The sequence below is a fragment of the Nocardia sp. IBHARD005 genome, assembly GCF_052814245.1.
Genome location: NZ_CP199935.1, coordinates 5,518,527 through 5,544,473, shown reverse-complemented (window position 1 = coordinate 5,544,473; position 25,947 = coordinate 5,518,527). Strand labels below are relative to the sequence as shown.

At 67.4% G+C, this 25,947-nt stretch carries 26 protein-coding genes; 12 read left to right on the top strand and 14 right to left on the bottom strand.

Going from position 1 to position 25,947, the window contains the following annotated elements; translation table 11 throughout:
• The first annotated feature begins 5 nt into the window (after positions 1 to 5).
• Both ACTWPB_RS26110 and ACTWPB_RS26105 read left to right on the top strand, forming a co-directional pair.
• Entirely contained in the window at positions 6 to 488 is a 483-nt protein-coding gene (locus ACTWPB_RS26110; RefSeq protein WP_378914854.1) for a cation:proton antiporter regulatory subunit, read from the top strand.
• A gap of 5 nt (positions 489 to 493) precedes the next feature.
• On the top strand, positions 494 to 1,672 hold the full coding sequence (locus ACTWPB_RS26105) for a cation:proton antiporter (RefSeq protein WP_446223159.1): 1,179 nt from the start codon (positions 494 to 496) through the stop codon (positions 1,670 to 1,672).
• Here the strand turns inward: ACTWPB_RS26105 and ACTWPB_RS26100 are convergent, their stop codons facing one another.
• The 3 genes from ACTWPB_RS26100 to ppgK form a co-directional block, all read right to left on the bottom strand.
• On the bottom strand, positions 1,673 to 2,563 hold the full coding sequence (locus tag ACTWPB_RS26100; RefSeq protein WP_446223158.1) for an MHYT domain-containing protein: 891 nt from the start codon (positions 2,561 to 2,563) through the stop codon (positions 1,673 to 1,675).
• A gap of 246 nt (positions 2,564 to 2,809) precedes the next feature.
• Entirely contained in the window at positions 2,810 to 4,183 is a 1,374-nt protein-coding gene (locus ACTWPB_RS26095) for an RNA polymerase sigma factor (protein WP_446223157.1), read from the bottom strand.
• Between the two features lie 246 nt (positions 4,184 to 4,429).
• Positions 4,430 to 5,188 carry a polyphosphate--glucose phosphotransferase gene (gene ppgK, locus ACTWPB_RS26090; RefSeq protein ID WP_446223156.1) on the bottom strand — a complete coding sequence of 253 codons (759 nt, stop codon included), beginning with the start codon at positions 5,186 to 5,188 and terminating at the stop codon, positions 4,430 to 4,432.
• A gap of 108 nt (positions 5,189 to 5,296) precedes the next feature.
• Here ppgK and ACTWPB_RS26085 point away from each other — a divergent pair, with 108 nt between their 5' ends.
• The gene (locus ACTWPB_RS26085; RefSeq protein WP_446223155.1) at positions 5,297 to 6,196 is read left to right on the top strand and encodes an inositol monophosphatase family protein; all 900 of its coding nucleotides are present in this window, start codon (positions 5,297 to 5,299) and stop codon (positions 6,194 to 6,196) included.
• A gap of 1 nt (position 6,197) precedes the next feature.
• On the opposite strand, the gene cei is transcribed toward ACTWPB_RS26085, so the two are convergent.
• On the bottom strand, positions 6,198 to 6,881 hold the full coding sequence (gene cei / locus ACTWPB_RS26080; protein ID WP_446223154.1) for an envelope integrity protein Cei: 684 nt from the start codon (positions 6,879 to 6,881) through the stop codon (positions 6,198 to 6,200).
• A gap of 375 nt (positions 6,882 to 7,256) precedes the next feature.
• Here cei and ACTWPB_RS26075 point away from each other — a divergent pair, with 375 nt between their 5' ends.
• A complete protein-coding gene (locus ACTWPB_RS26075; RefSeq protein ID WP_056811237.1) occupies positions 7,257 to 7,559 on the top strand; it encodes a DUF4193 domain-containing protein in 303 nt (100 codons plus the stop codon).
• A 141-nt stretch (positions 7,560 to 7,700) separates the two neighbouring features.
• Here ACTWPB_RS26075 and ACTWPB_RS26070 read toward each other — a convergent pair whose 3' ends face one another.
• Positions 7,701 to 8,237: a DUF3093 domain-containing protein gene (locus ACTWPB_RS26070; RefSeq protein ID WP_446223153.1), complete on the bottom strand. Its 537-nt coding sequence runs from the start codon at positions 8,235 to 8,237 to the stop codon at positions 7,701 to 7,703.
• A 72-nt stretch (positions 8,238 to 8,309) separates the two neighbouring features.
• Between ACTWPB_RS26070 and dut the strand changes: the two genes are divergently transcribed.
• Both dut and ACTWPB_RS26060 read left to right on the top strand, forming a co-directional pair.
• Positions 8,310 to 8,780 (top strand): dUTP diphosphatase, encoded by a 471-nt coding sequence (gene dut, locus ACTWPB_RS26065; protein WP_266290988.1) that lies wholly within the window; start codon positions 8,310 to 8,312, stop codon positions 8,778 to 8,780.
• Positions 8,781 to 8,785: 5 nt separating this feature from the next.
• Positions 8,786 to 9,700 (top strand): DUF3710 domain-containing protein, encoded by a 915-nt coding sequence (locus ACTWPB_RS26060; RefSeq protein ID WP_446226485.1) that lies wholly within the window; start codon positions 8,786 to 8,788, stop codon positions 9,698 to 9,700.
• Positions 9,701 to 9,802: 102 nt separating this feature from the next.
• Here the strand turns inward: ACTWPB_RS26060 and ACTWPB_RS26055 are convergent, their stop codons facing one another.
• Positions 9,803 to 10,567 (bottom strand): alpha/beta fold hydrolase, encoded by a 765-nt coding sequence (locus ACTWPB_RS26055; RefSeq protein WP_446223152.1) that lies wholly within the window; start codon positions 10,565 to 10,567, stop codon positions 9,803 to 9,805.
• Between the two features lie 74 nt (positions 10,568 to 10,641).
• On the opposite strand from ACTWPB_RS26055, the gene ACTWPB_RS26050 reads away from it, so the two are divergent.
• The 3 genes from ACTWPB_RS26050 (at position 10,642) to ACTWPB_RS26040 (ending at position 12,572) form a co-directional block, all read left to right on the top strand.
• Positions 10,642 to 11,049: an OB-fold nucleic acid binding domain-containing protein gene (locus ACTWPB_RS26050; protein ID WP_101466671.1), complete on the top strand. Its 408-nt coding sequence runs from the start codon at positions 10,642 to 10,644 to the stop codon at positions 11,047 to 11,049.
• Between the two features lie 3 nt (positions 11,050 to 11,052).
• The gene (locus tag ACTWPB_RS26045; protein WP_446223151.1) at positions 11,053 to 11,799 is read left to right on the top strand and encodes a DUF3159 domain-containing protein; all 747 of its coding nucleotides are present in this window, start codon (positions 11,053 to 11,055) and stop codon (positions 11,797 to 11,799) included.
• Between the two features lie 128 nt (positions 11,800 to 11,927).
• The gene (locus ACTWPB_RS26040; RefSeq protein WP_446226484.1) at positions 11,928 to 12,572 is read left to right on the top strand and encodes a sigma-70 family RNA polymerase sigma factor; all 645 of its coding nucleotides are present in this window, start codon (positions 11,928 to 11,930) and stop codon (positions 12,570 to 12,572) included.
• 4 nt (positions 12,573 to 12,576) lie between these two features.
• Here ACTWPB_RS26040 and ACTWPB_RS26035 read toward each other — a convergent pair whose 3' ends face one another.
• A complete protein-coding gene (locus ACTWPB_RS26035; protein ID WP_446223150.1) occupies positions 12,577 to 13,248 on the bottom strand; it encodes a potassium channel family protein in 672 nt (223 codons plus the stop codon).
• Positions 13,249 to 13,252: 4 nt separating this feature from the next.
• On the bottom strand, positions 13,253 to 13,918 hold the full coding sequence (locus ACTWPB_RS26030; RefSeq protein WP_446223149.1) for a potassium channel family protein: 666 nt from the start codon (positions 13,916 to 13,918) through the stop codon (positions 13,253 to 13,255).
• 171 nt (positions 13,919 to 14,089) lie between these two features.
• Between ACTWPB_RS26030 and ACTWPB_RS26025 the strand changes: the two genes are divergently transcribed.
• Positions 14,090 to 16,087 (top strand): APC family permease, encoded by a 1,998-nt coding sequence (locus ACTWPB_RS26025; protein ID WP_446223148.1) that lies wholly within the window; start codon positions 14,090 to 14,092, stop codon positions 16,085 to 16,087.
• A gap of 36 nt (positions 16,088 to 16,123) precedes the next feature.
• A complete protein-coding gene (locus ACTWPB_RS26020) occupies positions 16,124 to 17,482 on the top strand; it encodes a class I SAM-dependent RNA methyltransferase (RefSeq protein WP_446223147.1) in 1,359 nt (452 codons plus the stop codon).
• 45 nt (positions 17,483 to 17,527) lie between these two features.
• Here ACTWPB_RS26020 and ACTWPB_RS26015 read toward each other — a convergent pair whose 3' ends face one another.
• Positions 17,528 to 18,199, bottom strand: coding sequence for an SIMPL domain-containing protein (locus ACTWPB_RS26015; protein ID WP_446223146.1), 672 nt, complete (start codon positions 18,197 to 18,199; stop codon positions 17,528 to 17,530).
• A gap of 236 nt (positions 18,200 to 18,435) precedes the next feature.
• Entirely contained in the window at positions 18,436 to 20,430 is a 1,995-nt protein-coding gene (glsA, locus tag ACTWPB_RS26010; protein WP_446223145.1) for a glutaminase A, read from the bottom strand.
• A 129-nt stretch (positions 20,431 to 20,559) separates the two neighbouring features.
• On the opposite strand from glsA, the gene dxs reads away from it, so the two are divergent.
• Positions 20,560 to 22,458, top strand: a complete 1,899-nt coding sequence (gene dxs / locus ACTWPB_RS26005) for a 1-deoxy-D-xylulose-5-phosphate synthase (protein ID WP_446223144.1) — start codon at positions 20,560 to 20,562, stop codon at positions 22,456 to 22,458.
• 59 nt (positions 22,459 to 22,517) lie between these two features.
• On the opposite strand, the gene ACTWPB_RS26000 is transcribed toward dxs, so the two are convergent.
• The 4 genes from ACTWPB_RS26000 to ACTWPB_RS25985 form a co-directional block, all read right to left on the bottom strand.
• Positions 22,518 to 23,381: a class I SAM-dependent methyltransferase gene (locus tag ACTWPB_RS26000; RefSeq protein ID WP_446223143.1), complete on the bottom strand. Its 864-nt coding sequence runs from the start codon at positions 23,379 to 23,381 to the stop codon at positions 22,518 to 22,520.
• Positions 23,382 to 23,492: 111 nt separating this feature from the next.
• Entirely contained in the window at positions 23,493 to 24,251 is a 759-nt protein-coding gene (locus tag ACTWPB_RS25995; RefSeq protein WP_446223142.1) for an ESX secretion-associated protein EspG, read from the bottom strand.
• Positions 24,252 to 24,253: 2 nt separating this feature from the next.
• Positions 24,254 to 25,543 (bottom strand): hypothetical protein, encoded by a 1,290-nt coding sequence (locus ACTWPB_RS25990; protein ID WP_446223141.1) that lies wholly within the window; start codon positions 25,541 to 25,543, stop codon positions 24,254 to 24,256.
• Complete coding sequence (locus ACTWPB_RS25985; protein WP_446223140.1) at positions 25,543 to 25,938, bottom strand: hypothetical protein; 396 nt, start codon at positions 25,936 to 25,938, stop codon at positions 25,543 to 25,545. Before ACTWPB_RS25985 ends, ACTWPB_RS25990 begins: the two co-directional genes overlap by 1 nt.
• Between the last annotated feature and the right edge of the window lie 9 nt (positions 25,939 to 25,947).

Genomic DNA, 25,947 nt, shown 5'->3' with positions numbered 1-25,947 from the left:
ACGATGTGAACGTCGACGTCACAGCGCTACCGGGCATCGGAGTGCGGAAGGATTTCGAGGTCAGGTCGGGGCGCCGCGTCGGGGTGGTCGCCCACCGCGACGGTGACATCGATCTGATCGTGTCCAAACCCGACGACCCGGACGCCATCGCGGCGCAGGTGCCGCTGTCCACCGACGAGGCGTCGGTGCTGGCGAACCTGCTCGGGGCGCCGCAGCTGGTCGCCAAACTCAACGACGACCATCGCGATCTGCCGGGCATCACCACCCGCCAGCTCGCCATCGTCGACGAATCACCCTATGCGGGACGAACGCTCGGCGAGACCGGCATGCGCACCCGCACCAAGACCTCGATCGTCGCGGTGATGCGCGCCGGTCAGCTCCACCCGTCACCCGGCCCGGACTTCACCTTCACCGAGGGTGATCTGCTCGTGGTCGTCGGCACCCCGGACGGCCTGGAAGCGGCCGCGAAGATTCTCATGCACGGCTGAGCGCCGTGACCTCGCAGGCCTTGGCGCTGCTCGAGCTCGGCGTGATCTTGTTCGCGCTGGGGATCTGCGGGCGAGTGGCCGGCCGGTTCGGGATGTCACCGATTCCGCTGTACCTGCTCGGCGGGCTGGCGTTCGGTCGCGGCGGGTTCTTCGAACTCGACGCCGCCACCGAGTTCGGGCACATAGCGAGCGAGATCGGCGTCGTGCTGCTGCTGTTGCTGCTCGGGCTCGAGTACACCGCCCCCGAGCTGATGACCGGCCTGCGGCGCTCCTGGGCGGCCGGAGTGCTCGACCTGGTGGCCAACGCGCTCCCCGGCGTCGCGGTGGCGCTGATCCTGGGCTGGGGTGTGCTCGGTGCCGTCGTGCTCGGCGGGGTCACCTACATCTCGTCATCGGGGATCGTGGCCAAGGTACTCGACGATCTGGGCCGCCTCGGTAACCGCGAGACCCCGGTGGTGCTGTCGATCCTGGTGCTCGAAGACCTCGCGATGGCGGTGTACCTGCCGATCCTGACCATGATGCTGGCGGGGCTGAGCCTGCTGAACGGACTGATCTCCCTCGCGATCGCGCTCGCGACCATCACGGTGGTGCTCGTGGTCGCGCTGCGTTTCGGGCGGGTGGTCTCGGCGGTACTCGACAGCGCCGATCGCGAAGTGTTCCTGCTCCAGCTGCTCGGTGCCGCACTGCTCGTGGCCGGTGTGGCCTCGGCGCTCAATGTCTCGGCAGCGGTCGGCGCGTTCCTGCTCGGCATCGCCATCTCGGGATCCACCGCGCACGAGGCGGCGAAACTGCTGGAGCCGCTGCGCGATCTGTTCGCCGCGATCTTCTTCGTCGCGTTCGGCCTGTCGATCGACCCGGCCGCGATCCCGCCGGTATTCGGCTGGGCGGTGGCGTTGGCGGTGGTGACCACCGGCACCAAGATCGCGGTGGGCTGGTGGGCGGCGAGCAAGCAGGGAATCCGGCGGATGGGTCGCGCGCGGGCGGGCGCGGCGCTGGTGGCGCGCGGCGAATTCTCCATTGTCATCGCCGGATTGGCGGTCGCCTACGGCAAGGCCGACGTGAAACTGGCCGCGCTGGCCTCGGCCTATGTGCTGCTGATGGCGATCCTCGGGCCGATCGCGGCGCGCGTGGTCGAGCCGGTGGTCGAATTCGTCAGGCGCCGTTCGGATGTCACGACGAGCTGATCAGTCGACGACGCGACGCGGCCAAGCGCCTGCACCGTCGTAACTCAGTTCCTCGGTGCGGTACTGCTGCTGCGGCGCCGGCGCGAACTGCGCGACCGGCGGTGTGCGCCTGACCGGTCGTGGCCGCGGACGATGCCGCGAGGTGAGCCACATGCGCGGTAGCGCTTCCTCGTTCTCGATCTCGGTGAGGCTCACACTGATCAACACGAGCATCGTGACGATGCTGCTCACCCCGATCAGCGGAGCCAGCAGATCCATCGCCTCGGCGCCCGTCGCGGGCGCGGTCTGCTGCCCGGTGTGCGCGTGCATCGACGCCATCGCGGTGTAGTGCATGCCGCACACGGCCACGCCCATGATCAGCGCCGCCCCCACGGTGGCGAGAAAACCCTTGACGCGCAACGTGAACCACAGCGCCACGACCGAAGCCACCACCGCGATCACCATCGACAGTGCCACGATCGCCGGGTCGTATTTCACGGTCGCGCTGGACTTCATCGCGTACATGCCGGTGTAGTGCATGGTCCCGACACCGAGGCCGGTGATGGTGCCACCGAGGAGCAACGAGCGCAGGGTCGGCTGCGGCTTGTTCACCATGAACAGCCCGATCCCGACCACCGCCATCGCGGTGATCGCGCTGCACAGCGTCAACGGGATGTGGTAGCGAATGTCGGCGCCGCGGATGGTGAAGCCGAGCATGGCGATGAAATGCATGACCCAGATGCCGGTTCCGCCGATCGCGATCGCGGCACCGATCAGCCAGGCGACCCGTCCCTCGTCGGCATTGCGACCCCGAGCCGCGCACTGGAGCCCGAGCAGACAGCCCGTGACAGACATGAAGTAGGCGAGAACAGGGGTGATCCAGCCGTAGCTGAAGTGATAAATGTCGAGCACGCGCGAAAAACCCTCAATGCCGATACCGCAGACTCGAGGCGGTAGAACGAAAAGCTGAACGTGACGATACGGTGAAGATCGCCAATCCGTTTCCTACACAGTGCAATCCACTTGTGTGGGGTTGATCACGAAACGATTACCCCGTCGGTGAATTGGATAAAACAGACCGCTGGGAATGTAGCGATCGAAACGAAAACGAGGCCCGTACCACCGATTCGGTGGTACGGGCCTCGTTTCGTAGAACTATTAGTCGAGGTAGTCGCGCAGAACCTGCGAACGGCTCGGGTGGCGCAGCTTGCTCATCGTCTTCGACTCGATCTGGCGGATGCGCTCACGCGTGACGCCGTAGACCTGGCCGATCTCGTCGAGGGTGCGCGGCTGACCGTCGGTGAGGCCGAAGCGCAACCGCACCACGCCCGCTTCACGCTCGGACAGCGTCTCCAGCACCGACTGCAGCTGATCCTGCAGCAGGGTGAAGCTCACCGCGTCGACCGCGACGACCGCCTCGGAATCCTCGATGAAGTCACCGAGCTGGCTGTCGCCCTCGTCGCCGATGGTCTGGTCCAGCGAGATGGGCTCACGCGCGTACTGCTGGATCTCCAGCACCTTCTCCGGCGTGATGTCCATTTCCTTGGCGAGCTCCTCCGGCGTGGGCTCACGGCCCAGGTCCTGGAGCAGCTCGCGCTGGATGCGGCCGAGCTTGTTGATCACTTCGACCATGTGCACCGGGATACGGATGGTGCGGGCCTGATCGGCCATGGCGCGGGTGATGGCCTGACGGATCCACCACGTCGCGTAGGTCGAGAACTTGTAACCCTTGGTGTAGTCGAACTTCTCGACCGCGCGGATCAGACCGAGGTTGCCCTCCTGGATGAGATCCAGGAACGCCATGCCGCGACCGGTGTAGCGCTTGGCCAGCGAGACCACCAGGCGCAGGTTGGCCTCGAGCAGGTGGTTCTTGGCCCGGTTGCCATCGCGCACGATCCAGTTGAAGTCGCGGCGTGTCGTCACCGAGAGTTTCTCGCCCGCCTCGGCGAACTCGCGCATCTTCTCCGCGGCGAACAGGCCGGCCTCGATCCGCTTGGCGAGTTCGACCTCCTCTTCCGCGTTGAGCAGCGCGACCTTGCCGATCTGCTTGAGGTAGGCGCGCACCGAGTCGGCGGAGGCGGTGAGCTCGGCGTCCTTGCGTGCTTGACGCAGCGCTTCGGACTCCTCCTCGTCCCAGACGAAATCGCCGGAAGCCTTGTCTTTCTCGGACGGCTCCGCGGTCTCGGCGACCTCGGCCGTTTCCTCGGCGACGTCTTCGACGACGACTTCCTCGCCGACGAGTTCGTCCTCGGCGACTTCGAGATCACCGAGATCGTCGACGTCGACCGACTCGTCGTCGAGCTGCTCCTCTCCGCCCTCGCCCGAGGTCGCCTTCTTCGCGGCGGTCTTCTTGGCCGGAGCCTTCTTGGCGGCAGCCTTCTTCGCCGGCGCCTTCTTGGCTACGGCCTTCTTCGCCGGGGCCTTTTTGGCGGCGGCCTTTTTGGCCGGCGCTTTCTTGGCCGGGGTTACGGCGTCGTCGGCATCGGCGTCGGAGGCCGAGTCGGCGGTCTGACGGGTATTCGTGGCTACCACGTACGCCCTTTCGTGACGGTCTCGTGCGGCGTCACGCCAGAGTGGTTTTCCGGCGGAGCGGTCGGTCGGGTTGCACCGGCGATGCGTCGGCCGGGGGAAGTCGGCGCTCGTTCACCGACCTTCTCGCGACCGGCCGCGGCCGGAAGGTTTCACCGGCTCACCGCCGGACGTGTTCCATTGTAACGATCCAACCAGGGTACTGATGGCACGATGCCACCCAGGCGTTGCGTCACCCGCCGCGCCGGGCTACGGCGCGATGCCCGCATCGATGGCCATCGCCGCGCCGACGATACCCGCGGTGTTCTTCAACACGGCCGCAATCACGGGAGTTCGGTTGGTGAGCAAGGGAATCCACAGTTCGTGATCACGGCTGATGCCGCCGCCCGCCACGATCACCTTCGGCCAGAACAGATCCTCGATATGGCGCAACACGCGACTCACCCGCTGCGCCCACTCGGGGTAGGTGAGGTCCTCGTTGTCCTTGACCGAGGCCGCGGCCAGATCCTCGGCGTCGACGCCCTCGATCTCGAGATGGCCGAGTTCGGAGTTGGGCACCAGCACGCCGTTGTAGAGCAGCGCGGAGCCGATGCCGGTGCCGAAGGTGAGCAGCAGCGTCAGCCCGTCGAGGTCGCGAGCCGCGCCGTAGGAGTCCTCGGCCAGGCCCGCGGCGTCGGCGTCGTTGAGCACGGTGACGGCTCGCCCACCCAGTGCCTCGGCGAACAACGCGCGGGCATCGGTGCCGATCCAGGCCTGGTCGATGTTGGCCGCCGTTCTAGCGTGGCCGTCGAGCACCACGCACGGCATGGTGATGCCGACCGGACCTTCCCATCCCGCCTGCGCGACCAGTTGCGCGACCGCCGCCGCGACGGCAGCGGGCGTTGACGGCTGCGGTGTCGCGATCTTGATGCGGTCATGGGTGAGCAGGCCGGTGGCCAGATCGACCTCGGCGCCCTTCACGCCGCTGCCGCCGATATCGATCCCGAATGCGTGCCCCCGAGTGGACATGGTTCAACCCCTTGCTGACGCGGTCGATGTGCCTGACAGGCACCAGGATGGAGAGTAGCGGTAGTCACCTCCCGCGCGACGCGCCACGACATGTGATGCGATGGAGAGGTGCCCGAATACACCGAGCCCGCGACCCCGACAGCCCCCAGCACCTCCGCCGATTACGAGCAGTTGCGGCGCCTTGCCGTCGAGCTCGCCGAAGCGGCCGCCGCGCATGTGCGCGCCCGCAGGCCCGAGGTGTTCGCCGACGGCGGACCCGTGGCGGGCGCCGTGGCCACCAAGGGACACGTCACCGATCCGGTCACGATTGTCGACACCGAATCCGAACAGCTGATCCGCTGGCTGCTCGCCGAGCACAGGCCCGGCGACGCGATTCTGGGGGAGGAGGGTGGCGGCGATGTCGGCGCCACCGCGCCGGGCACCGTCACCTGGGTCGTCGACCCGATCGACGGCACCGTGAATTTCCTCTACGGGCTCCCCGGCTACGCCGTCTCGGTGGGTGCGGTGGTCGATGGCAAGCCCGTGGCGGGCGCCGTGGTCGACGTGGCCGCCGCGACCACCTACAGCGCCGCACTGGGCGCTGGATCGCACGCTGTGCGCCCGGACGGCACCCGCGTGACACTTCGGTGCAGTAGCGAGGATTCGCTCTCGGTGGCCCTGGTAGCCACCGGCTTCGCCTACGGCAGCGCGCGCCGTGCCCGCCAGGCACAGCTGCTCACCGAGATCCTCCCGCGGATTCGCGACATCCGCCGCCTCGGCGCGGCCGCCATGGACCTGTGCCATGTCGCCTCGGGCAGGCTCGAGGCCTACTACGAACACGGCCTCAATGCCTGGGACTGGGCCGCGGGCGCCCTCATCGCCGCCGAAGCGGGCGCGGTCGTCCACGTCCCCCCGGTCACCGTCGGCGGCGCCGCGGGCGAACTCACGGTCGTAGCCGCCCCCGGCATCGCGAAGGACCTCAACGAGCTACTCGACCGTGTCGGCGCGCCGACAGCCCTACCGGACTAGCTCAGCACTTGACTTCGCGCGCGGCGTCGACGAGTTCCGGATCGATCGAGGACGAGCTCGCTCCCGGGGCCAGGTTCTTCAGCGACCGGAGCACCGCCTCGGCGTCGGCACCGGGGCGCAGCGACTCGCCGAACGCGTGCCCGAGGACCAGATCGACGGTGTCGTCGGTGCGCGGGTCCTCGATCAGCTCGGCGCAGGGCGCGATCAGCTGCACCGAGGCGGCCGCCGGTCGACCGTTCACGCCGAACCGGATCTGACCGGTGCAGGTGAGGTCGCCGCTGACATAGACCGGATCGTTACCGACCTGTGTCCCCGGCGCGCCGGCGAAGCCGAGATCGGCCAGCGCCGAGGCGATGTTGCCCGCCTGGCCGCTCTTGCCGTTGGCGTTGAACACCCGCACCCTGGACTCCGACAGGGCCGCCGGGTCGACCTCCGCGAGCCGCGTCGGACCCACTCGGGTGCCCACTGCCGCGGGCTTCGGTGCGTTGGTGGCCGTCGGCGTGCTCGGCGCGTTGCACGCCATCGGTTCGTTGCTGTCGTCACGAGTTCGGAACGCCGTGATCCAGACGAACAGGCTCACCAGAGCCAGCACGAGGACGAGCGCGAGCCAGAGCTCGGGCCGCCGCCGCGGAAAGGGTTTGCCGTCGCGATCAGTCGCGCTGCCTTCGGTGATCAGTGAAACCACGCGCTCACTCTACGAGTCCCACGGCGGTGCGCGAGTCCGGGAGGTCTCGGCGAGTTTCCCGGCAGGTGACGATTCGTCGTCGGTTTCGGCTCGGCGCGGGTTTGATTGCGACTTTCGCCCATTGGTCCGCTATTGTCTGGCCGCCCAGATCGAATATTTACCGGTGAAACGGTGGTCGGTCGCGGGAACAACAAGGGCATGTCCTGCGTTTACCGAACGCTGTCGGAATAGATCGCTGGCCGATCGAACCTGATAGACCACCGGTGCACGTGTGAGGTGCACCACCGGCGGGGCGGTACGAATGCCGGACCCCTGCGGGGTTACGGCAATCGACTGATCCGGGATATACGGAGTAAGGACTGAGGGGAAGACGACATGGCAACCGACTATGACGCACCGCGGCGCACCGAATCCGACGAGGTGTCGGAGGATTCGCTCGAGGAGCTGAAGGCGCGCCGCAACGAGGCGCAGTCCGCCGTCGTGGACATCGACGAATCCGATACAGCGGAATCGTTCGAGCTTCCCGGCGCGGATTTGTCCGACGAGGTACTCAGCGTTCGGGTGGTCCCGAAGCAGGCTGACGAGTTCACCTGCTCGAGCTGTTTCCTCGTGCATCACCGCAGCCGACTGGCCACCGAGAAGGGTGGCCAGCTGATCTGCATGGACTGCGCGCTCTGAAGCAGGGCAGTGCGCATCACTATGTGGCCAGCTGATCTGCATGGACTGCGCGCTCTGAAGCAGAGCAGTGCGCATCACTATGTGGCCAGCTGATCTGCATGGACTGCGCACTCTGATCCAGTACGGATCAGCGAGGAAGGGTCAGCCCGCGCTCGGGAGTCCGAGCGCGGTCAAGACCCGGTCCGGCCTCCGCGTACTGACCAACCAGTACGGCGTCGGATCGTCCGGGTCGTCCAGCACCAGCAATGCCATCGTGCCGATCCAGGCCCGATGCTGCACATAGGCGGCGGGGTCGAGTTGTCGGCCCAGCGCCGCGCTCTTGGCCGTCGGCGCGACGGCCACGGCACGCGCGACGAAGCTCACCGGCAGGTGGGCACGGTCGACGCGCAGCTCCGCCGTACCATCGTCGGCCACGGTGACCTCCAGGCGATGCCTGCTCATCCACAACAGAATCCAGACCGGGACCGGCGCCAGCAGCACATACGGCAGCCAAGCCCGTAGCCCCGGCGCACCCATGTGGATCTCGGCCGCGAGCAGGCCCGCGATCGCGAAGCCGACCGGCCACCACCACAGGGGCACCCACAGGCGCTCGGAGTAGGGCGACGGACCCTGCGCGCTCGGCGCGCGGTGGTCGGTGTCTGCGGTCGCGGTCGTCGGGGAATGGGGCTGGTCGGGCACCCCTCAACACTAGGTCACCGCACCAGGGCTGCGACGAGAAGGTCCGGCCTGGACCGCGTAGTCTCGACCGATGTGAACGCACTTGCACCGATTCCGCTGCGGCGGCTCGATCCCGGCATCCCTGTGCCGACGCGTGCCCATCCGGGTGACGCGGGCGTCGACCTCTGTACCACCGAGGATGTGATCATCGAACCGGGCGAGCGGGTGCTGGTCGGCACCGGGATCGCGATCGCGTTGCCGATGGGCACGGTCGGCTTGATCCATCCCCGCTCGGGCTTGGCCGCGAAGGCCGGTCTGTCGGTGGTCAATACGCCCGGCACGGTCGACGCGGGCTACCGCGGTGAGATCAAGGTGTGCCTGATCAACCACGACCCGCGCACCGCCATCGAGCTGCGACGCGGTGACCGCATCGCGCAGTTGCTGGTGCAGCGGGTCGAGTTGGTCGATTTCGCCGAGGTCGACGATCTCGACGACACCGCCCGCGGCACCGGCGGATACGGGTCCAGCGGCGGGCACGCCAGCCTGGCCGGCAAGGAGGCGTGATGGGTCTGTTCGGAAAGAAGAAGCGCGCGCGCGACGACGAGGCCGACTACGTCGAGTACGACGAGGTCGAGTACGACGAGGTCGAGTACGACGAGGTCGAGTACGACCTGGACGCGGACTCCGACGAGTACGACACCGACGAGTTCCAGCGCCCCGACTTCGCGCGCCTCGACTTCGACGACGCGCCGACCGATGAGCGCATCTACGGCAACTTCGACCACGCCCCCGATGCCGCCGCGGGCCCCTACGACATCAGCGAGGTCTCCGACGAAGCGATCTCGCGGCGCCTGGACCTGGGTTCGGTGCTCATTCCGGTGCCCCAGGGCGGGCAGTTGCAGGTGGAGATGAGCCCCGACGGCACCCCGCAGGCGGTGCACCTGGCGACCGAGCACGGCAGGCTCACCGTCGCCGCCTACGCAGCGCCGAAGTCGGCGGGCCAGTGGCGCACGGTCGCCGCGGATCTGGCCGAGTCGCTGCGCGGTGACGGCGCGAGCGTGGCGGTCGAGAAGGGCCCGTGGGGCCGTGAGGTCAAGGCGATCACCGAGGGCGCCGACCTGCGCTTCATCGGCGTCGACGGCCCGCGCTGGATGATCCGCCTGGTCGCCGCTGGTCCCAAGGGCGCCGTCGACGACCGTAGCCCGCTGATCACCGCGGCCCGCGCGGTCCTGGCCGACGCCGTGGTCCGCCGCGGCACCGACCCTCTGCCCGTACGCGACCCGCTCCCGGTGGTCCTGCCGCAGGAACTGGCCGAACAGCTGGCCGCCGCCCACCAGCAGCAGGTCCAGGCCCAGCAGGACGCCCTCGAGGCACAAGCGGCCGCCGCGGCCGCCCCGCCGCCCTCGGCCCTCCCGCCGAAGCTGCCGGACGAGCCGCGCCGAGGCGCGGACGGTTCGGCCATGCAACAACTAGGCCTGAACTAGGCTCCCCCGCCTCTCCGCGACTTTGCCGGTCGTGGGGAGGCGGTTGGCTGGTGACCGGGCCGGCGGTGCGGGGTGGGTCCTGTGCTGGGGGTGCCCGGTGAGTTATCGATGTACTCGCGAAATCAGTTGTTCTGCAAGGCTTTTCGTTGTCTGTTCGGTAGCCGGTAGCAACGCGCCCAATTCTGCGAAGCCGGCATGTCCGAGTATCGCTGGGTCGGCGCCCAACTCGGCCAGCGTCACTCGGTGGAGTCGGGCCGACGGCAAAGTCGCTGCCCATTCCTCGGCGACAGTGATCGGGTGCACCGGGTCGTCACCGGCGCCCACCACCGCGACCGGCACGTTGTTGCTCGCCAATTCCGCCAGTGACGGCCACGCGTATCCGGCGGCCTCGTCCAGCGCGGCGGGCAGATGCGGCCACTGCCCGCGCCACGACTGGGTCAGTGCGTCGGCCAACCACGGCGGACTCGACGCCCGCATCCGCTCGATCACCGCCTCGAGGCCGTCTGCTCGCAGTTGCCCGGCGGTAACCGCGGCGCTCAACGCCGCTGGGCACGCGGCGGTTTCGGCACCCGTCCAGGCGGGTAATGCTGTGATGACACCGACAACCGCGCTACGGTGCTCGGCTGCCCAGTCGAGCGCGATCGCGGCGCCGAGGGAGATGCCCGCGGCCAGGACCGGACCGCGCGCCGCGGCAGCGTCCAAAGCCGCGGTACAGCTCCCGATCACGGCTTGCGGGTCCGGTTCGACGGCGTGGAAAGCGAGTCCGCGCGCATGGGCGGCAGGCCCGAACGCGCGGGCCGCGAAATCGGCGTCGGAGCCGGTCCCCGGCAGGGCGACCACGGTGACCTGGGGTGGGGTGCGCAACACCGACCGAGCGTAGCGGCCGGGCGTTTGCCCATCTACAGTGGCGGTGTACGGCCAACTAGCGGGAGAAGCGTGACATGTCGTCATCCACGGGCGGACACAAGTCGGGATCGGGTCCGGACTCGGGATATTTTCGCCGACTCGGTCGTCGTCTCACCGCCGATATCGATCAGCTCGACGCCGAGGAATTGGCCGAGACGGTCGATGCCTCCGGTGCCCGGCGGGCCAAGGATTGCTGTCGCGGTGAAGAGGCGACGATTCTGGGCAGGCTCCGCAGTGTCGAGGCGTGTCCGAAGGCGGCCGGTGCCACGGTGCAGGCAGAGTTCTTCGACGGCACCGATGCCATCACCCTGGTGTGGATCGGGCGCAGGCGCATTCCCGGTATCGAACCGGGCAGGCGCATTCTGGTCCGTGGCCGCGTCGGCGACCGCGACGGCCGCAAAGTGATCTTCAACCCCTACTACGAATTGCGCGGGAACAGCTGACGTATGCCCTCCAGCGACGAGTACCGCATTGCCGCGGACCCCGAAGCCACCGTGGCGTTGCCCGTGGTCACCGATGAATCGGTGGACCCGGAGATCGACACCGAGGTCGGCAAGGCCGAACAGACCTTGCTCGAGCAGCTCGGCGGTTTCAGCGGCCTGATCTATTCCACCCTCCCCGTTCTGGTCTTCGTCCCGGTGAACACCTTCGCAGGCCTCACCGTGGCCATCTGGGCCGCCCTCGGCGTCGCCGCCGCCATCCTCATCTGGCGGCTGGTACAGCGCAGCCCGATCCAGCCGGCGATCTCCGGCTTCCTCGGCGTCGGTGTGTGCGCGCTCATCGCCCAGCGGGTGGGAGAGGCCAAGGGCTTCTTCCTGTTCGGCATCTACACCAGCCTGGTGTACGCGGGTGTGTTCGCGCTGTCGATCCTGCTGCGCAGACCGCTCGTCGGGGTGATCTGGGGCGCGCTCAACGGTCACGGTCACCGATGGCGCACCGACAAGCGCATCCGCAAGCTCTACGACCTGGCAACGGGCGTATGGGTGGTCGTGTTCGGTGCCCGCTACCTGGTGCAGTCGCAGCTCTACGACACCGACCACACCACCTGGCTGGCCGTGGCGCGCATCGGCATGGGCTGGCCGCTCACCGCGATCGCGCTGGTGGTCACCGTGTGGGCGGTGCGCCGCGCCGGACATCTGCCTGCTGAGAAGGCCGACAAGCCCGGCGCCGGAACGGAATCCGTGTCCGCGTAAGGGTGGGTGGCGCGCCGCCGGAGGGGGGAAAGTACCCACCCTGGGGTGCCTGGTTGCGACCGCCTGTTCGTCGCACGATCAATGCGTACCGAAAAAACGCGATGATCGTGAGAGGACCGGCGACCATGATGGCAACCGAGCATCGAAATGAGCGACCGGCCACCGCAGCCCGCCGCGACGCCGCCAAGACGCCGACGCCGGCGCTGTCGGAGAGCAAGCGCATCGGCGCCGAACTCGACGCGCTGATCGGCCCCGCCGCCCGCGGTGACCGCGACGCCGTCGCGGAGATCATGCGCCTGGTGCACCCGCTGGTTCGCCGGTACTGCTCGGCGCGGATGGGCGCCACCGGCCATCTCACCGTCACCGCCGACGATGTCACCCAGGAAGTCCTGATCGCCACCGTCACCGCCATCCCGCGCTACCGCGATCAGGGCAAGTCGTTCCTGGCCTTCGTCTACGGTATCGCCGCCAACAAGGTCTCCGACGCCTTCCGTCGCGGCAAGCACACCGCCTACCCGACGGCCGACCTGCCCGACACCGCGAGCGCTGCCGCGGGACCGGAGGACTGGGTACTCGCCTTCGAACGCCGCGCCGCCACCCACGAACTGATGAAGGTGCTCGCCCCGAATCACCGCGAGGTGCTGGTGATGCGGATCGTGCTCGGCTGGAGCGCGGCCCAGACCGCCGAGGCCATCGGCACCAGCCCGGGCGTTGTCCGGGTGATGCAGCACCGCGCGCTCAACAAGCTGCGCGCGGAACTGAAAGTGGCGTAAGGACTTACGGCTTCACACCGTGTGTCGCCAGGGTCAGCCGCAGATCCTCTTCGGCTTCCACGGAGGTGACGAACAGCAGTTCGTCGTCGCCCTCGAACGGATCGTCGGGTTGCGGCACGATCACCCGGCCACCGCGCAGGATCGTCACCAGCGCGGTGTCGCGCGGCATCGACAGCGTGCGCACCGGCTTGCCCGCCAGCTGGGTATCGGCGGGCAGGGTGATCTCGACCAGGTTGGCCTGTCCCTGACGCAGCGTCATCAGCCGCACCAGATCACCCACCGACACGGCCTCCTCGACGAGCGAGGCGAGCAGCCGCGGCGTCGAGACCGCCACATCGACGCCCCATGACTCGTTGAACAGCCATTCGTTGCGTGGATCGTTGACCCGCGCCACCACCCGGCGCACCCCGAACTCGGTCTTGGCGAGCAGGGCGTGCACCAGATTCGCCTTGTCGTCACCGGTGGCCGCGATCACCACCTCGTAGGTCTCGAGATCGGCGTTCTCCAGCAGCGACAGCTCGCAGGCGTCGGCGTGGACCCAGACGGCGTCGGGGATGGCGGCCGGGTCGATGTGGTCGAGCTGGCGTTCGAGCAGCATCACCCGATGCCCCCCGCGTAGCAGTTCCCTGGCGATCGAGCGCCCGACCGCGCCCGCTCCGGCGATGGCGACCTTCATGTGTTCAGTCCTCGCTCACGGGGGGCTTGGCGGCCAACGCGATCGCCTCGCCGACAGTGCCGGACGTGGCCGCGACGTAGACGACGTCGTCGGCCTGGACGATCGTCTTGGATTCGGGAAGCAGGCCCTGGCCGAAGCGCAGGATGAACGCCACCCGCACCTGCAGTTCGCGTTCCAGATCGCGCACTGTGCGGCCGGACCAGTCCTCGTGCAGGGTCAGCTGGGTCACCGCGACCGCGCCGGTGGGGTCGCGCCAGGTGGTGGTCGAGTTGTCGCCGATGAGGGTGCGCAGGAACCGGTCGGTGGTCCACGGCACGGTCGCGATCGTCGGAATGCCGAGTCGCTCGTACACCTCGGCGCGCTTGGCGTCGTAGATGCGAGCTACGACACGTTCGACACCGAACATCTCCCTGGCCACCCTGGCCGAGATGATGTTGGAGTTGTCACCGGAGCTCACCGCGGCGAACGCGTCGGCGCGCTCGATTCCCGCGCGGGTCAGCACCTCACGGTCGAACCCGACGCCGATCACCTCCTGCCCGGTGAAGCCCTCACCGAGGCGGCGGAACGCGGTGGGATCGCGGTCGATGACCGTGACCTCGTGACCCACCCGGGTCAGCGCACGCGCCAGTGACGAGCCGACGCGCCCGCACCCCATGATCACTACGTACACCGTGCACCCTCGTTCCTGGCCTACCCGTGGCGTCCGGCAAGGACCGTACCCGCCGGATGCTCCCATCGCCCATTTTCCCCGCGCTGACGCGGTACAAACAATCCAGACATCGCCGTGACGCCGATGAACGTGCGCGCGAAGGTACTGGTGAACTCCTCTATGCTCAGCCCGGTGTCCAAGTTGACGACGGCAGCCAAGCGTGTGCTGCTCGGCAGGCCGTTCCGTAGCGATACGCTCGGCCACACGCTGTTGCCCAAGCGTATCGCTCTTCCGGTGTTCGCCTCCGATGCGATGTCGTCGGTCGCCTACGCCCCGGAGGAAATCTTCCTGGTGCTGTCGGCGGCGGGCATCTCGGCCTATGTGTACGCGCCGTGGGTCGGTCTCGCTGTCGCGTTTGTGATGGCGGTGGTCGTGGCGAGCTACCGGCAGAATGTGCACGCCTATCCCTCCGGTGGCGGTGACTACGAAGTCGCGACCAAGAATATCGGCCCCAACGCGGGTTTGACGGTCGGCAGCGCGCTGCTGGTCGACTATGTGCTCACCGTGGCGGTCTCGATCTCCTCGGCCGCGTCGAATATCGGTTCGGCGATTCCGTTCGTCGCCACGCACAAGGTGTTGTTCGCGGTGGTGGCGATCGTGATCCTGACCGCGATAAACCTGCGTGGTGTACGCGAATCCGGCACCGCGTTCGCGATTCCGACCTACGCGTTCATCGTCGGCATGGTTGCGATGCTGGTCTGGGGGCTGTTCCGTGCCTATGTGCTCGGCGACGACATCAAGGCCGAGTCCGCCGGTTTCGGGCTCAATGCCGAAGACGAGCACCTCTACGGCCTGGCTTTCGCCTTCCTGATCGCACGCGCCTTCTCCTCGGGCTGTGCGGCGCTGACCGGTGTCGAGGCCATCAGCAACGGTGTGCCCGCGTTCCGCAAACCCAAGTCGCGCAATGCCGCGACCACCCTGCTGCTGCTGGGCTCCATCGCGATCGTGCTGCTGCTCGGCATCATCATCCTGGCCCAGAAAGTGGGCATCGTTTACGCTCATGACACCTCGAACCTGATCGGTGCGCCCGCCGACTACCACCAGAAGACGCTGATCGCCCAGCTCGCCGAGACCGTGTTCCACGGTTTCCCGGTCGGCTTCTTCTTCATCACCATCGTCACGGCGCTGATCCTTGTGCTGGCAGCGAACACCGCGTTCAACGGTTTCCCCGTGCTCGGCTCGATCCTTGCTCAGGACCGCTACCTGCCCCGTCAGCTGCATACCCGCGGCGACCGGCTGGCCTTCTCCAACGGCATCCTCTTCCTGTCGGGCGCGGCGATCGCCTTCGTGGTGTTCTTCGGTGCCGAGGTGTCCAAGCTGATCCAGCTCTACATCGTCGGCGTGTTCGTCTCGTTCGTATTGAGCCAGACCGGGATGTTGCGGCACTGGACGCGGTTGCTGCGCACCGAAACCGATCCGGCGCAACGTTCGAAGATGAAGCGCTCACGGGTGATCAACGCGATCGGTCTCACCGCGACCGGCACCGTGCTGGTGATCGTGCTGGTCACCAAGTTCTTCGCCGGTGCCTATATCGCGATCCTGGTGATGGTGGCGATCTTCATCGTGATGAAGCTGATCCGCAAGCACTACGACTCGGTCTCGCGCGAACTCGACGAATCCGACTGGGACGGTGTGCTGCCCAGCCGCACCCACTCCCTCGTGCTGGTCTCCAAACTGCACCTGCCCACCCGCCGGGCGCTGGCCTACGCGCGTGCCACGCGGCCCGACACCCTGGAGGCGGTGACGGTCAACGTCGACGACGCCGACACCCGCAAACTGGTGCGCGAGTGGGAGAACAGCGAGATCAACGTGCCGCTGAAGGTGATCGAATCGCCGTACCGCGAGATCACCAAGCCGGTGCTCGAATACGTCAAGCGGGTGCGCAAGAACGCACCGCGCGACGTGGTCACCGTGTTCATCCCGGAATATGTGGTTGGCCACTGGTGGGAGCAGGTACTGCACAATCAGTCCGCGTTGCGGTTGAAGGGCAGGTTGCTGTTCGAGCCCGGTGTGATGGTGACGAGCGTGCCGTGGCAGCTCAGTTCCTCCGCTCGCGCCAAGCAAACAGCAGATGTGAACGCACCGGGATCGGTGCGCCGAGGTTTCGAACGACCAGGAAGTCGCGAATGAGCGGCGCGCCGGTCGAGGGTGAGAGTGGGTGTTGCCGTGAGTGATTGGAGCGGACAAGAATTCGAGGTGCGTCTCGGGGCGCCGGGGCACGGTGGTTTCATCGTCGCGCGCCACGAGGGCCGGGTCGTGTTCGTGCGACACGGACTGCCCGGTGAGCTGGTGCGGGCTCGGGTGACCGAGGATCGCGGCGGTTCGTTCTGCCGTGCCGATGCCGTCGAGATCATCGAGGCGTCCCCGGACCGGGTACCCGTGACCTGTCCGGTGTCGGGGCCGGGCGGTGCGGGGTGCTGTGATTTCTCCTTCGCCACGCCCGCGGCGCAGCGTGCGCTCAAAGCCACCGTGGTGGAAGAGCAGTTGCGCCGGTTGGCCAAGATCGAGCGCGAGGTGACGGTCGAACCGATCGCGGGTGATTCCGGTGAGGTCACCGGTGGTTGGCGCACGCGGGTGCGGCTGGTCGTGGACGGTGCGGGGCGTGCGGGTGTGCACCGCCACCGCAGCACTGAGGTGATCGCGGATCTGCGCTGTCCACAGCCTGTCGCCGGTGCGCTCGACGGTGTCGCGGATCGGCTGTGGACGCCGGGGGCTGATCTGGTCGTCGCGATCGACGGTGACGGTGAGCGTCACATCGTGGAACTGGCCGAGACTCCGGCCGGCGGCCCGTCCGGTCGCCCCGAGACACCGCGTGGCGCGAGTCGCGGTCGTGGTCAGCGTCCGGGGCGCCGTCGTGAGTCGGCGCCGCCCGCGGGTGATGAGCGTGGCGCGATCCGGGACCGGGCGGCTTCGCGTAAGTCGGCGATGAACGCGCCTCGTGAGGAGTGCGTGGTCGAAGGTTCCGGTCGGGTTGTGGAGTATGTGGCGGGGCGTCGTTGGGAGCTGTCGGCGACGGGGTTCTGGCAGGCGCATCGTGGTGCGGCGCAATGCTATTCGGATCTGATCGCCGAATGGTCGGGGCTTGCTGCTGGTGGGTCCGGGTGGGATCTCTACAGCGGTGTCGGAGTGTTCGCCGCACGCCTGGCCGAGCAGACAGGGCAGACCGGTGCGGTGACCGGTATCGAGTCCGCCCGGTCGGCGGTGGTCGACGGTGCGGCGGCGCTGGGTGATCTGCCCTGGCTGGAATTGCGAAGTGACCGGGTCGAGCGATGGGCTCGAAGTGCTTCCGGCAGGCCGGATGTGGTGGTTCTCGATCCGCCGCGGGCGGGTGCGGGTAAGGATGTCGTTGCCGCTGTCACCGATGCCGATCCTCGGCGTATCGTCCATATCGGTTGTGATCCAGCGGCTTTCGCTCGTGATCTAGGGTTGTACCTGGATGCTGGCTATCACCTTGCGGAGTTGCGGGCGTTTGATGCTTTTCCGGCTACCCACCATGTGGAGTGTGTGGCGTTGCTCGACCGATGACCTGGGTTCGGTAGGGCTGCGGATTTCGGGAGAGGCTGGAAGGGGTTAGTCGAGGGCCCAGGTCACGCGGACGCTTGCTCCGACTTCGGTTTCGCCGGGGACCACGGGGACGGGGGAGCTGGCGCGGGCCATCAGCATCGGGGACGAGTCCATCTCGGCGCTGATGTCGTAGGCGCGGGTCGACGGGGGAGAGGTGTCCTCGGTGATCTGGAGGACGGCGCCCAGGGTTACCCCGGCGCGGGTCGCGTACTGCTCGGCTTTCGCCTTCGCGTCGTCGAAGGCTGCGTCACGGGCTTGCTCGAGCAGGGGGGCCGGGTCGGCGATGCCGCGGGTGAGGCCGCCGAGGCGGACGTCGTCACCGCCCGCGTTCACTGCGGCGGCAACGGTTTCGGCGGGGTCGGTGCCGGTCCCTTCGCGCAGCGACACGCTCAGCCCGGTGGACGCCAGGTAGCCGGAGATTTCGTTGCGCCCGTTGTCGGTGTAGACCGTCTCGGTGCGCACGCTCAAGCCACTGGTCGCCATGTCCGCATCACTCACCCCGTCTGTCCGCAGCGCCGCGACGACCGCGCTCACCCGGTCACCGGCACGCCCATACGCCGCGGCCACGGTGTCGGCGCGCGATTCCACCGACAACGTCAACCGGATCAGATCGGGTACCGCGCGCACCACCCCGCGCCCGAATGTGGTCGTGCTCGCCTGCCAGGACTTCTTGCTCACCGCGGTACTCCTGTCGGTCGAAGGCTGCTGTGCTGCTCAACGTCTCCCGTCCGGACCGAGTTCCGTCGCCCGGGTCAGTAGTTCTCGGCGTTCGCCGATACGGTTCGTACAGCGGAGTTCGGAGATGGTCAGTAGTTCTCGGCGTTCGCCGATACGGTTCGTACAGCGGAGTTCGGAGATGGTCAGTAGTTCTCGGTGTTCGCCGATACGGTTCGTACAGCGGAGTTCGGAGATGGTCAGTAGTTCTCGGTGTTCGCCGATACGGTTCGTACAGCGGAGTCCATCTGCGCGTACGCCCCGGCCGCAAGTCGTTGCAGCAGGGCGAGTTTCAGTTGCGGGTGCTGCTCGGCTAGCTCGTCGAACACGGCCGGGCTCATCACCGCCACCCGCACGTGCGTTTCGGCGACGATCTCGTTGACGAACGGTTCCTTGATCAGCATCGGAATCTCGCCGAACGACATCCCCGCCGACAACGTCACCAACCGATGCACCCGCCCGTCGGTGCCGGGAAACGTGACCCGCACCCGCCCGTCGAGGATCAGATACAGCCCCGACCGTTGCGCCCCGCGCTCGGCGATCACCTCCCCACGGGCGAACGTGCGCATCTCGAAATCGGTGCACAACCGGTCCCGATCGGCCGTGTCCAGCCCGACCAGCAGTGGATGGTCGTCGAGGCTTATCGATGTGCCCACGCGCGTGCCCGGCTGCCGATGCCGGTCGAGCACGACGTTCTCGCACCATTCGGTCGCCGTGTCCCGGTCGATGAACACCCGCCCGAGCGGGTCGTCGGGATCCAGACTCGACACCTCGTGCCCGAGCTTGGCATCGGGATCGACCAACGCCACCCGGCTGCCGCGCCGCACGAGCTCGGTCTGCAATTCATCGAGCATATGGCGGGCCACCTGGCTCACCTCGCCGACGCGACGCAGGTCGATCACCAACGCGTCCAGCTCGTCGGCCCTGCCCTCGATCGCCCGCACCGCACGCTCGGCACCGGCGAACAACAGGTCGCCGTGTAGTTCGTAGACCCGCGCGCGGTCACCCTGCTCGGCCAGCACCGCGGCGTCCTCTGGTGTCCGGCGCAACCGTGACGGCAGCTGCGCCACCGAGTAGTCGGCGCGGATCGCCGTGCGCGCCGACCGGGTCACGTGACAGAAATGCAACTCGAGCCGCCGTGACAGCTCCCGGCACGCGGCGACCCCGCGCACGCTGTTGCCCTGCCCGTCCAGCCTCGGCGAATACACCGAGATCCCGAGCTGACCAGGCAGCACCGCGATGATCCCGCCGCCGACCCCGCTCTTGGCGGGCAGCCCGACCGTGGTCACCCAGTCGCCTGCGGCGTTGTACATGCCGCACGTGGTCATCACGCTGAGCACCCGTTCGGTGAGCGCGGTCGACAGCGCCCGTTCGCGGGTCCTCGGATTGACCCCGTTGTCGGCGAGTGTCGCCGCCATCACGGCCAGATCGGCGCAGGTGATCTCGATCGAGCACTGCCGGAAGTACCGGTCGACCGCGTCGTCGGGATCGACGTCGATGATGCCGACCGAGCGCAACATGTACCCGATCGCCCGATTGCGGTACCCGGTGCGGGCCTCGGATTCATAGACCGCCTCGTTCATCGTCAACTCGCGCCCGGCGAACCCGGAGTAGCAACGCCTGACCCGCTCGAACTTGTCGGCGGCGTCGCGGCCGTTGATCAGCGAGGCCGCGGTGATGGCCCCGGAGTTGATCATCGGATTGCTCGGGCGCTGGCTGTCGGGTTCGAGGCTGATCTCGTTGAACGGCTCGCCCGACGGCTCCACATCGATGTGCGCGGCCACCCCGTCGAGCCCGCGATCGGCGAGGGCGAGCGCATAGGTGAACGGCTTGGAGATGGACTGGATGGTGAAGTCGATATCGGTGTCGCCGACCTCGTAGACGAGCCCGTCGGCGGTGGCCAGGCACAACCCGAACGAATCCGGTGCGACCGCGGCGAGCTCGGGGATGTAGTCGGCGGGTGCGCCGGAGGTGTCGTCGCGGCAGATCGCGTACACCTCGTCGAGGATGCCCGCCACCACACCCGGGTCGATCGTGCGCGTCGCGCCGTGCGGTCGGGTCACAGCGTCACTGTAGGTCGGGTCGTCGGTGGGCCGGGCGGGGACGCGCGCGAGATTGTCCTCACAGCCGAGAACGCGGTGAGGTAAGCCTTTGCCGAACCCGATTTCCGCTCGCGCGTCCTGTTCAGCGGGCATGCGGGAGTATCGTCGTCGCGACCGTGGACCTCGCCGTGCCCACGCTGGGAAGGGACCGCGAGCCGGTGCCCGTCACGCGGGCAAATACACTGGGCGAATCACAATGTAGTCCGGAGGGAGCGAGTTCAGGTGGGAGTGCTGTCGCGGGTGGATTCACCCGAAGATCTGCGCCGGCTGAGCGTGCCGCAACTGCGGGAACTGGCGGGCGAGATCCGCGAGTTCCTGGTGCAGAAGGTCGCCGCCACCGGAGGCCATCTCGGTCCCAATCTCGGGGTGGTCGAATTGACCATCGCCCTGCACCGGATTTTCGATTCGCCTGCCGACCCGTTGATCTTCGACACCGGTCACCAGGCGTACGTGCACAAGATCCTCACCGGCCGCAAGGACCGCTTCGACTCGCTGCGCAGCCGCGACGGCCTGTCGGGCTACCCGAGTCGCGCCGAGAGCGAACACGACTGGGTCGAGTCCTCGCACGCGTCGGCCGCGCTGTCCTACGCCGACGGTCTGGCCAAGGCGTTCGCGCTCACCGACCAGAACCGCACCCCGGTCGCGATCGTCGGGGACGGCGCGCTCACCGGCGGCATGTGCTGGGAGGCGCTCAACAACATCGCGGGTGCGCCCGATCGTCCGGTGGTGGTGGTCGTCAACGACAACGGCCGCTCGTATGCCCCCACGATCGGTGGACTCGCCGACCGCTTGACCGCGCTGCGCACCCAGCCCGCCTACGAGCACGCGCTCGTCGCCGGGAAACGCATTCTGAAAAGTATTCCCGCGGTAGGGGATTCGGCGTATTCGATGGTCCACGCGCTCAAGGCCGGGATCAAAGACGCGGTGAGCCCGCAGGAACTGTTCTCCGACCTGGGCATGAAGTATGTGGGCCCGGTCGACGGCCACGATCTCGTCTCGCTCGAGGCGGCGATGCGGCGCGCCAAGGATTTCGGTGGTCCGGTCGTCGTGCACGTGGTCACCCGCAAGGGCAACGGTTACGAGCACGCCGAGAACCACGTCGCCGACCAGATGCACGCCTGCGACCCGATCGACGTCCGCACCGGCCGCCCGCTGGCGGGCAAGAAGGCCAAGGGCTGGACCGCGGTGTTCTCCGAAGAGCTCATCGAGCACGGCTCGCGTCGCGAGGACATCGTCGCCATCACCGCCGCCATGCCGGGCCCCACCGGCCTGGCCGCGTTCGGTGAACGCTTCCCCGAGCGCATGTTCGACGTCGGTATCGCCGAACAGCACGGCATGGCCTCGGCCGCCGGTCTGGCGCTGGGCGGCATGCACCCGGTGATCGCCATCTACGCCACCTTCCTCAACCGCGCGTTCGACCAGCTCTTGATGGACGTCGCGCTGCTGAAGCAGCCCGTCACGGTCGTGCTGGACCGCGCAGGCATCACCGGACCCGACGGTGCCAGCCACAACGGCATGTGGGACTTCTCGCTGCTCGGCATCATCCCCGGCATCCGCGTCGCGGCCCCCCGCGACGGCGCCACCCTGCGCGAGGAACTGGCGGAGGCGCTCGCCGTCTCCGACGGTCCCACCGTGCTGCGTTTCCCGAAAGGCAGTGTCGCCGAAGACATCACGGCCGTGGAACGTCTCGACGGGCTGGATGTGCTTCGGCTGGCGGTCCCCAGTGCCGGTTCGGCGCAGTCCCAGCACGGTGACGTCCTGATCGTCGCCGTCGGCCCCTTCGCCGAGACCGCCATGAAGGTCGCCGAACTGCTCGACCCCCAAGGAATCTCGGTCACCGTCGTCGACCCTCGCTGGGTCATCCCGGTCTCCGACACCCTGGTCAAGCTCGCCGAGAACTACCGCCTCGTCGTCACCGTCGAAGACGGCGGCCTGCACGGCGGCATCGGATCCACCGTCTCCGCCCGCCTGCGCGACGCGGGCCTCGACGTCCCCACCCGCGATCTCGGTGTGCCCCAGCAGTTCCTGGACCATGCCTCCCGCAACGAGATTCTCGAAGAACTCGGCCTCACTCCCGACGCCATCGCCCAGCGGATCGGCGGCTGGCTGCAATCGCGCTGATCCGGGCCCGATAGCGCGCGTCGGGCGTGGCGGCCGGTACCCGCTGAGGCGTTCTCGGCTCAGTGGACAGGCCGCCGGGCGACGATGGCGAAGTTCAACGGGATGCGCGGCATACCGTCTGGCAGCGTCCACCCTTGCTCGCAGGGCACGAGATCGGAATACGCAGGCCAATCCATGAAGGGCAGTTCCGCCAACGCCTCGATGACGAGTCCGGCCGCGAGCAGCGCTCCGACGATCTCCCCCAGGTCGTGGCGCCACTCGTGATTGGTGGTGTGGGTGATCTGCCCGTCCGAGTCCTCGGTGTAGGTACCCGAGTCCGAGTAGCTCCGAGCGCCACCACCGCCGAGATAATCGTCGTCGATCTCCCACAGTTCGAGCTGCATCGCGCCCAGAATCGGATGGTCGTCGCGGATCACGAACACCCCACCCGGTTCGAGCAGATCATGGATCGACCGCGCCCACGCGGTGAGCTCCGGTAGCCAGACGATAGTTCCTGTGCTGGTCACGATGGTCTCGAAGCGTCGGTGCAGCACCGCCGAGGCGAACCGCGCGTCCCCTTCGACCCAGGTGATGTCGCGACCGTCGGCCTCGGCGATCCGCGCCGCGTGCCGCAGCGAGTTCGGCGACAGATCCAGTCCGTGTACCTCCACCGCGCCCAACCGCGCCCAGGACACGGTGTCGGTGCCGATGTGACACTGCAGATGCAGCAGCGACCGCCCCTGGATCCCGGATTCCGGGAGGTGTGGCGCCAGCACCACGAGATCGTTGCGCACCACCGAGGAAATGTCGTCCGGATCGGCCAGAAAGGCATCGACGTCATACATCTGCGAGCGCGCGTGCACGTCGGCCCGGTCGTCCCAATTCGCCCGGTTGGCGGCGATCGCTTCGGCTTCGAGCATGGCGTGACCTTTCGATGGCGGCATGATGGCGAGGATCGACGCTATCGCCGAGTACGCCTCGGGTCGACTGATTTTATGCCGCCCCCAGTAGCCACCATCGACCCTGCCGCAGCCTGCGGCAGGGTCGATGCGTGGCTATCGGTACGTGGGCTCGTTGTCCTCGCGATAGATCGCGAGCGCCGATTTCATCAACCGCACCAACGACCCGCGCGCGTCACCGGTATCACCCGGGCGCGCCTCGATCACCGAGCCACGTTCGGTGACCAGATAACGCCCATCCGGGAAATCCATCACGTGGAAGCCCTGACCTGGTTGCGGCCGGTTGTCCGTCGCGGCCCCCGGATAGCCCGCCACGTACACCAGCGTCGACCGTGTCCGCCCGAAGAAATCGTCCGCCTTCTGTTGCGGAGTGCGCCGATCGGCCGCCCATGGATCGTAGGGCGTTTCCTCGTCGATGTCGTTGCTGTTCATCGTGAACCCGTCCCCGCCTGCCGCCCCCGTCTTCGGCAGCCGGGCAAGGAGTTTGTCGGGCAGCTGCTCGATCTCGAGCATGCTCATCCGGATGTCACCACCCTCGCGGTCGAGCGGCACCCGCTGCTGTTCCACCAGCACCGCCTGCTGCCCCCGCACCGCCGCGAACGACCGCAACTTCTCCCCGTCGCCGTATCCGGCCAGTTCGAACCGCGCTTCCGGCTCTAGCAGAATCCCCACCGCCGCTTCCAGGGACCGGTCGAACATCGGCAGAATCCGCTGCGCCTCGTCTTGCCACAGCTGGTCGTAGTCGTCCACGGTCACCGCGTCCGAGTGTGTTTGCAGGGGATACGGCAGCACATCCCGATCCGCCGCCCGCCACAGCACGGTGAACCCGAGCGCGCTGAATTGCCACTGAGCCACGTTCACTCTCCGATCACAGGGGGCACGGTTCTGGCTCGCTGGTCCTCACTGAGCCCGGTGAGTTCTTCACCGTTCTCCTGAGTGATCAGATAGTCCTTCGTCCCGGCTTCCTTCTCGTCGTCGCCCTTGCCGCGTCCGCCACCGGCACCCATACCGCCCATGCCCGACATCCCACGGCCCGCGCCGCCGGCACCCGCGCCTCCTGCGCTCGCACCAGCCTTCCCGGCAGCCGCGCCACCCGGCGTGCCCGGAACGGCCGCTCCTGGAACACCGGAACCAGGTGTCCCCGCACCGGGAGAACCCCCGCCCGGAGAGCCACCGGTCCCCATCGGTGTCGTCGACGCGGGAGTGGTGCCAGCCGGTGAGGTCGGCGTGGTCGGCACAGTGGACTGCGGTGTCGTCGCAGCCGGCTCTGTGCTCGACGGCGTTGTGTCGTCACCGGTGTCGTCGTCGGACGGATCCTCCGTCGTCGGCTGTTCGGTGGTCGGTTGCTCGGTGGTGGGTTGTTCGGTGGTGGGCTGCTGCGTGGTCGGCTTCGTGCCCGTCGTGCCGTCGTTGTTGCCCTTGTCATCGCCCGGCTTAGCCCCGGTCTCGAGGGGGTTGTACGGCTGCGGCACGAGTGGGACATCGGTGTCCGCGATCTTGATCGCCTCGTAATAGATGCCCTTGACCACTTCCGCCCCTTCGGATTTCGCGGTGTCGGCGTTGTGGCTGTCCATCTTCCAGGTGGGTCCGGGGATGTAGCTCGCGATCCCGCTGATCGTGGAGCCTTCGTGGGGCTGGACCCGATCCTTGGCGATCTGCATGGCGGACTCGACGACCTTCACCTTCTCGGCCATCATCTGCGCCGACCCGAGGAGGTTGCCCGACTTCTCGACATAGTCTTTGATTCCGGCACCGGCACTGGCCCCCGCGTCGCCGACCCACTTCTCGGCGATCGCATCGCCGATTTTAGTGTCGTAGGTCTTGAAACCTTCTTCGAGCTTGTTCCGCAGAGTTTCCCAGCGGGTGTGCAATGTGTTGACCTCAGTCATCGACATCGCGGAGACCCGCTCGTACAGGTCCGACATCTGACTCGGTTCGTCGTACGAGACAACCTGCGGCTTTTGATAGGTGCCGTCGAATTCAGTTTTCAACTCCGCCAGTCGATTCCGTGCGATATGAGCGTCCGGGCTCTCGTCCGTAGACCGCGTCGGCTTGCTGCCCTCGGAGTAGTCCTTCAACGCGAGGTATGTATTGCCGCCCGGGACGGCGCTGATGGCGGCCCTGCCGAGGTTGTCCAAGAATGACACTATGCACCACCGTTGGGGAGGTTGGCGCCCTGCGAATTCAATGCTTGCGCTTGGGCTACTTGCTGGTCTTCGTACTTCTTCACCGAGATCTCGATGGTGTCGCGGATCAGTTCGAGTACGGCTATATGTTCCTCAAAAGCTGTTTTGAAATCACGTTCTCCGCCGATAGCTTTCATGCCGAGCATCTTCGCCAGCTCGTCGGCCGCAGTGAAGCGGCCTAGGCCGGTGACACTAGCCAGCATCTGCAGATCATTCTTGAGCTGTGTGAACAGGGCGATTTGTGTATTGCTTGCATCCCGGCAACTCGTTGCAACTGAGGGATCCAAGTAGAGGCGGCCTGCCTTTGCCTCTTCGTTCAAGTACTGCCAGCGGGACTTCTCGTCAGTTGGAGCCACCGCACCCCC

Bases quoted from the DNA above. Each gene is read 5' to 3' on its own strand.
- ppgK (WP_446223156.1), bottom strand. From the start codon at position 5,188: ATGTCCACTCGGGGGCACGCATTCGGGATCGATATCGGCGGCAGCGGC.
- ACTWPB_RS26075 (WP_056811237.1), top strand. From the start codon at position 7,257: ATGGCAACCGACTATGACGCACCGCGGCGCACCGAATCCGACGAGGTG.
- ACTWPB_RS26050 (WP_101466671.1), top strand. From the start codon at position 10,642: ATGTCGTCATCCACGGGCGGACACAAGTCGGGATCGGGTCCGGACTCG.
- ACTWPB_RS26045 (WP_446223151.1), top strand. From the start codon at position 11,053: ATGCCCTCCAGCGACGAGTACCGCATTGCCGCGGACCCCGAAGCCACC.
- ACTWPB_RS26040 (WP_446226484.1), top strand. From the start codon at position 11,928: ATGGCAACCGAGCATCGAAATGAGCGACCGGCCACCGCAGCCCGCCGC.
- ACTWPB_RS26035 (WP_446223150.1), bottom strand. From the start codon at position 13,248: ATGAAGGTCGCCATCGCCGGAGCGGGCGCGGTCGGGCGCTCGATCGCC.
- glsA (WP_446223145.1), bottom strand. From the start codon at position 20,430: ATGCCCGCTGAACAGGACGCGCGAGCGGAAATCGGGTTCGGCAAAGGC.
- ACTWPB_RS26000 (WP_446223143.1), bottom strand. From the start codon at position 23,381: ATGCCGCCATCGAAAGGTCACGCCATGCTCGAAGCCGAAGCGATCGCC.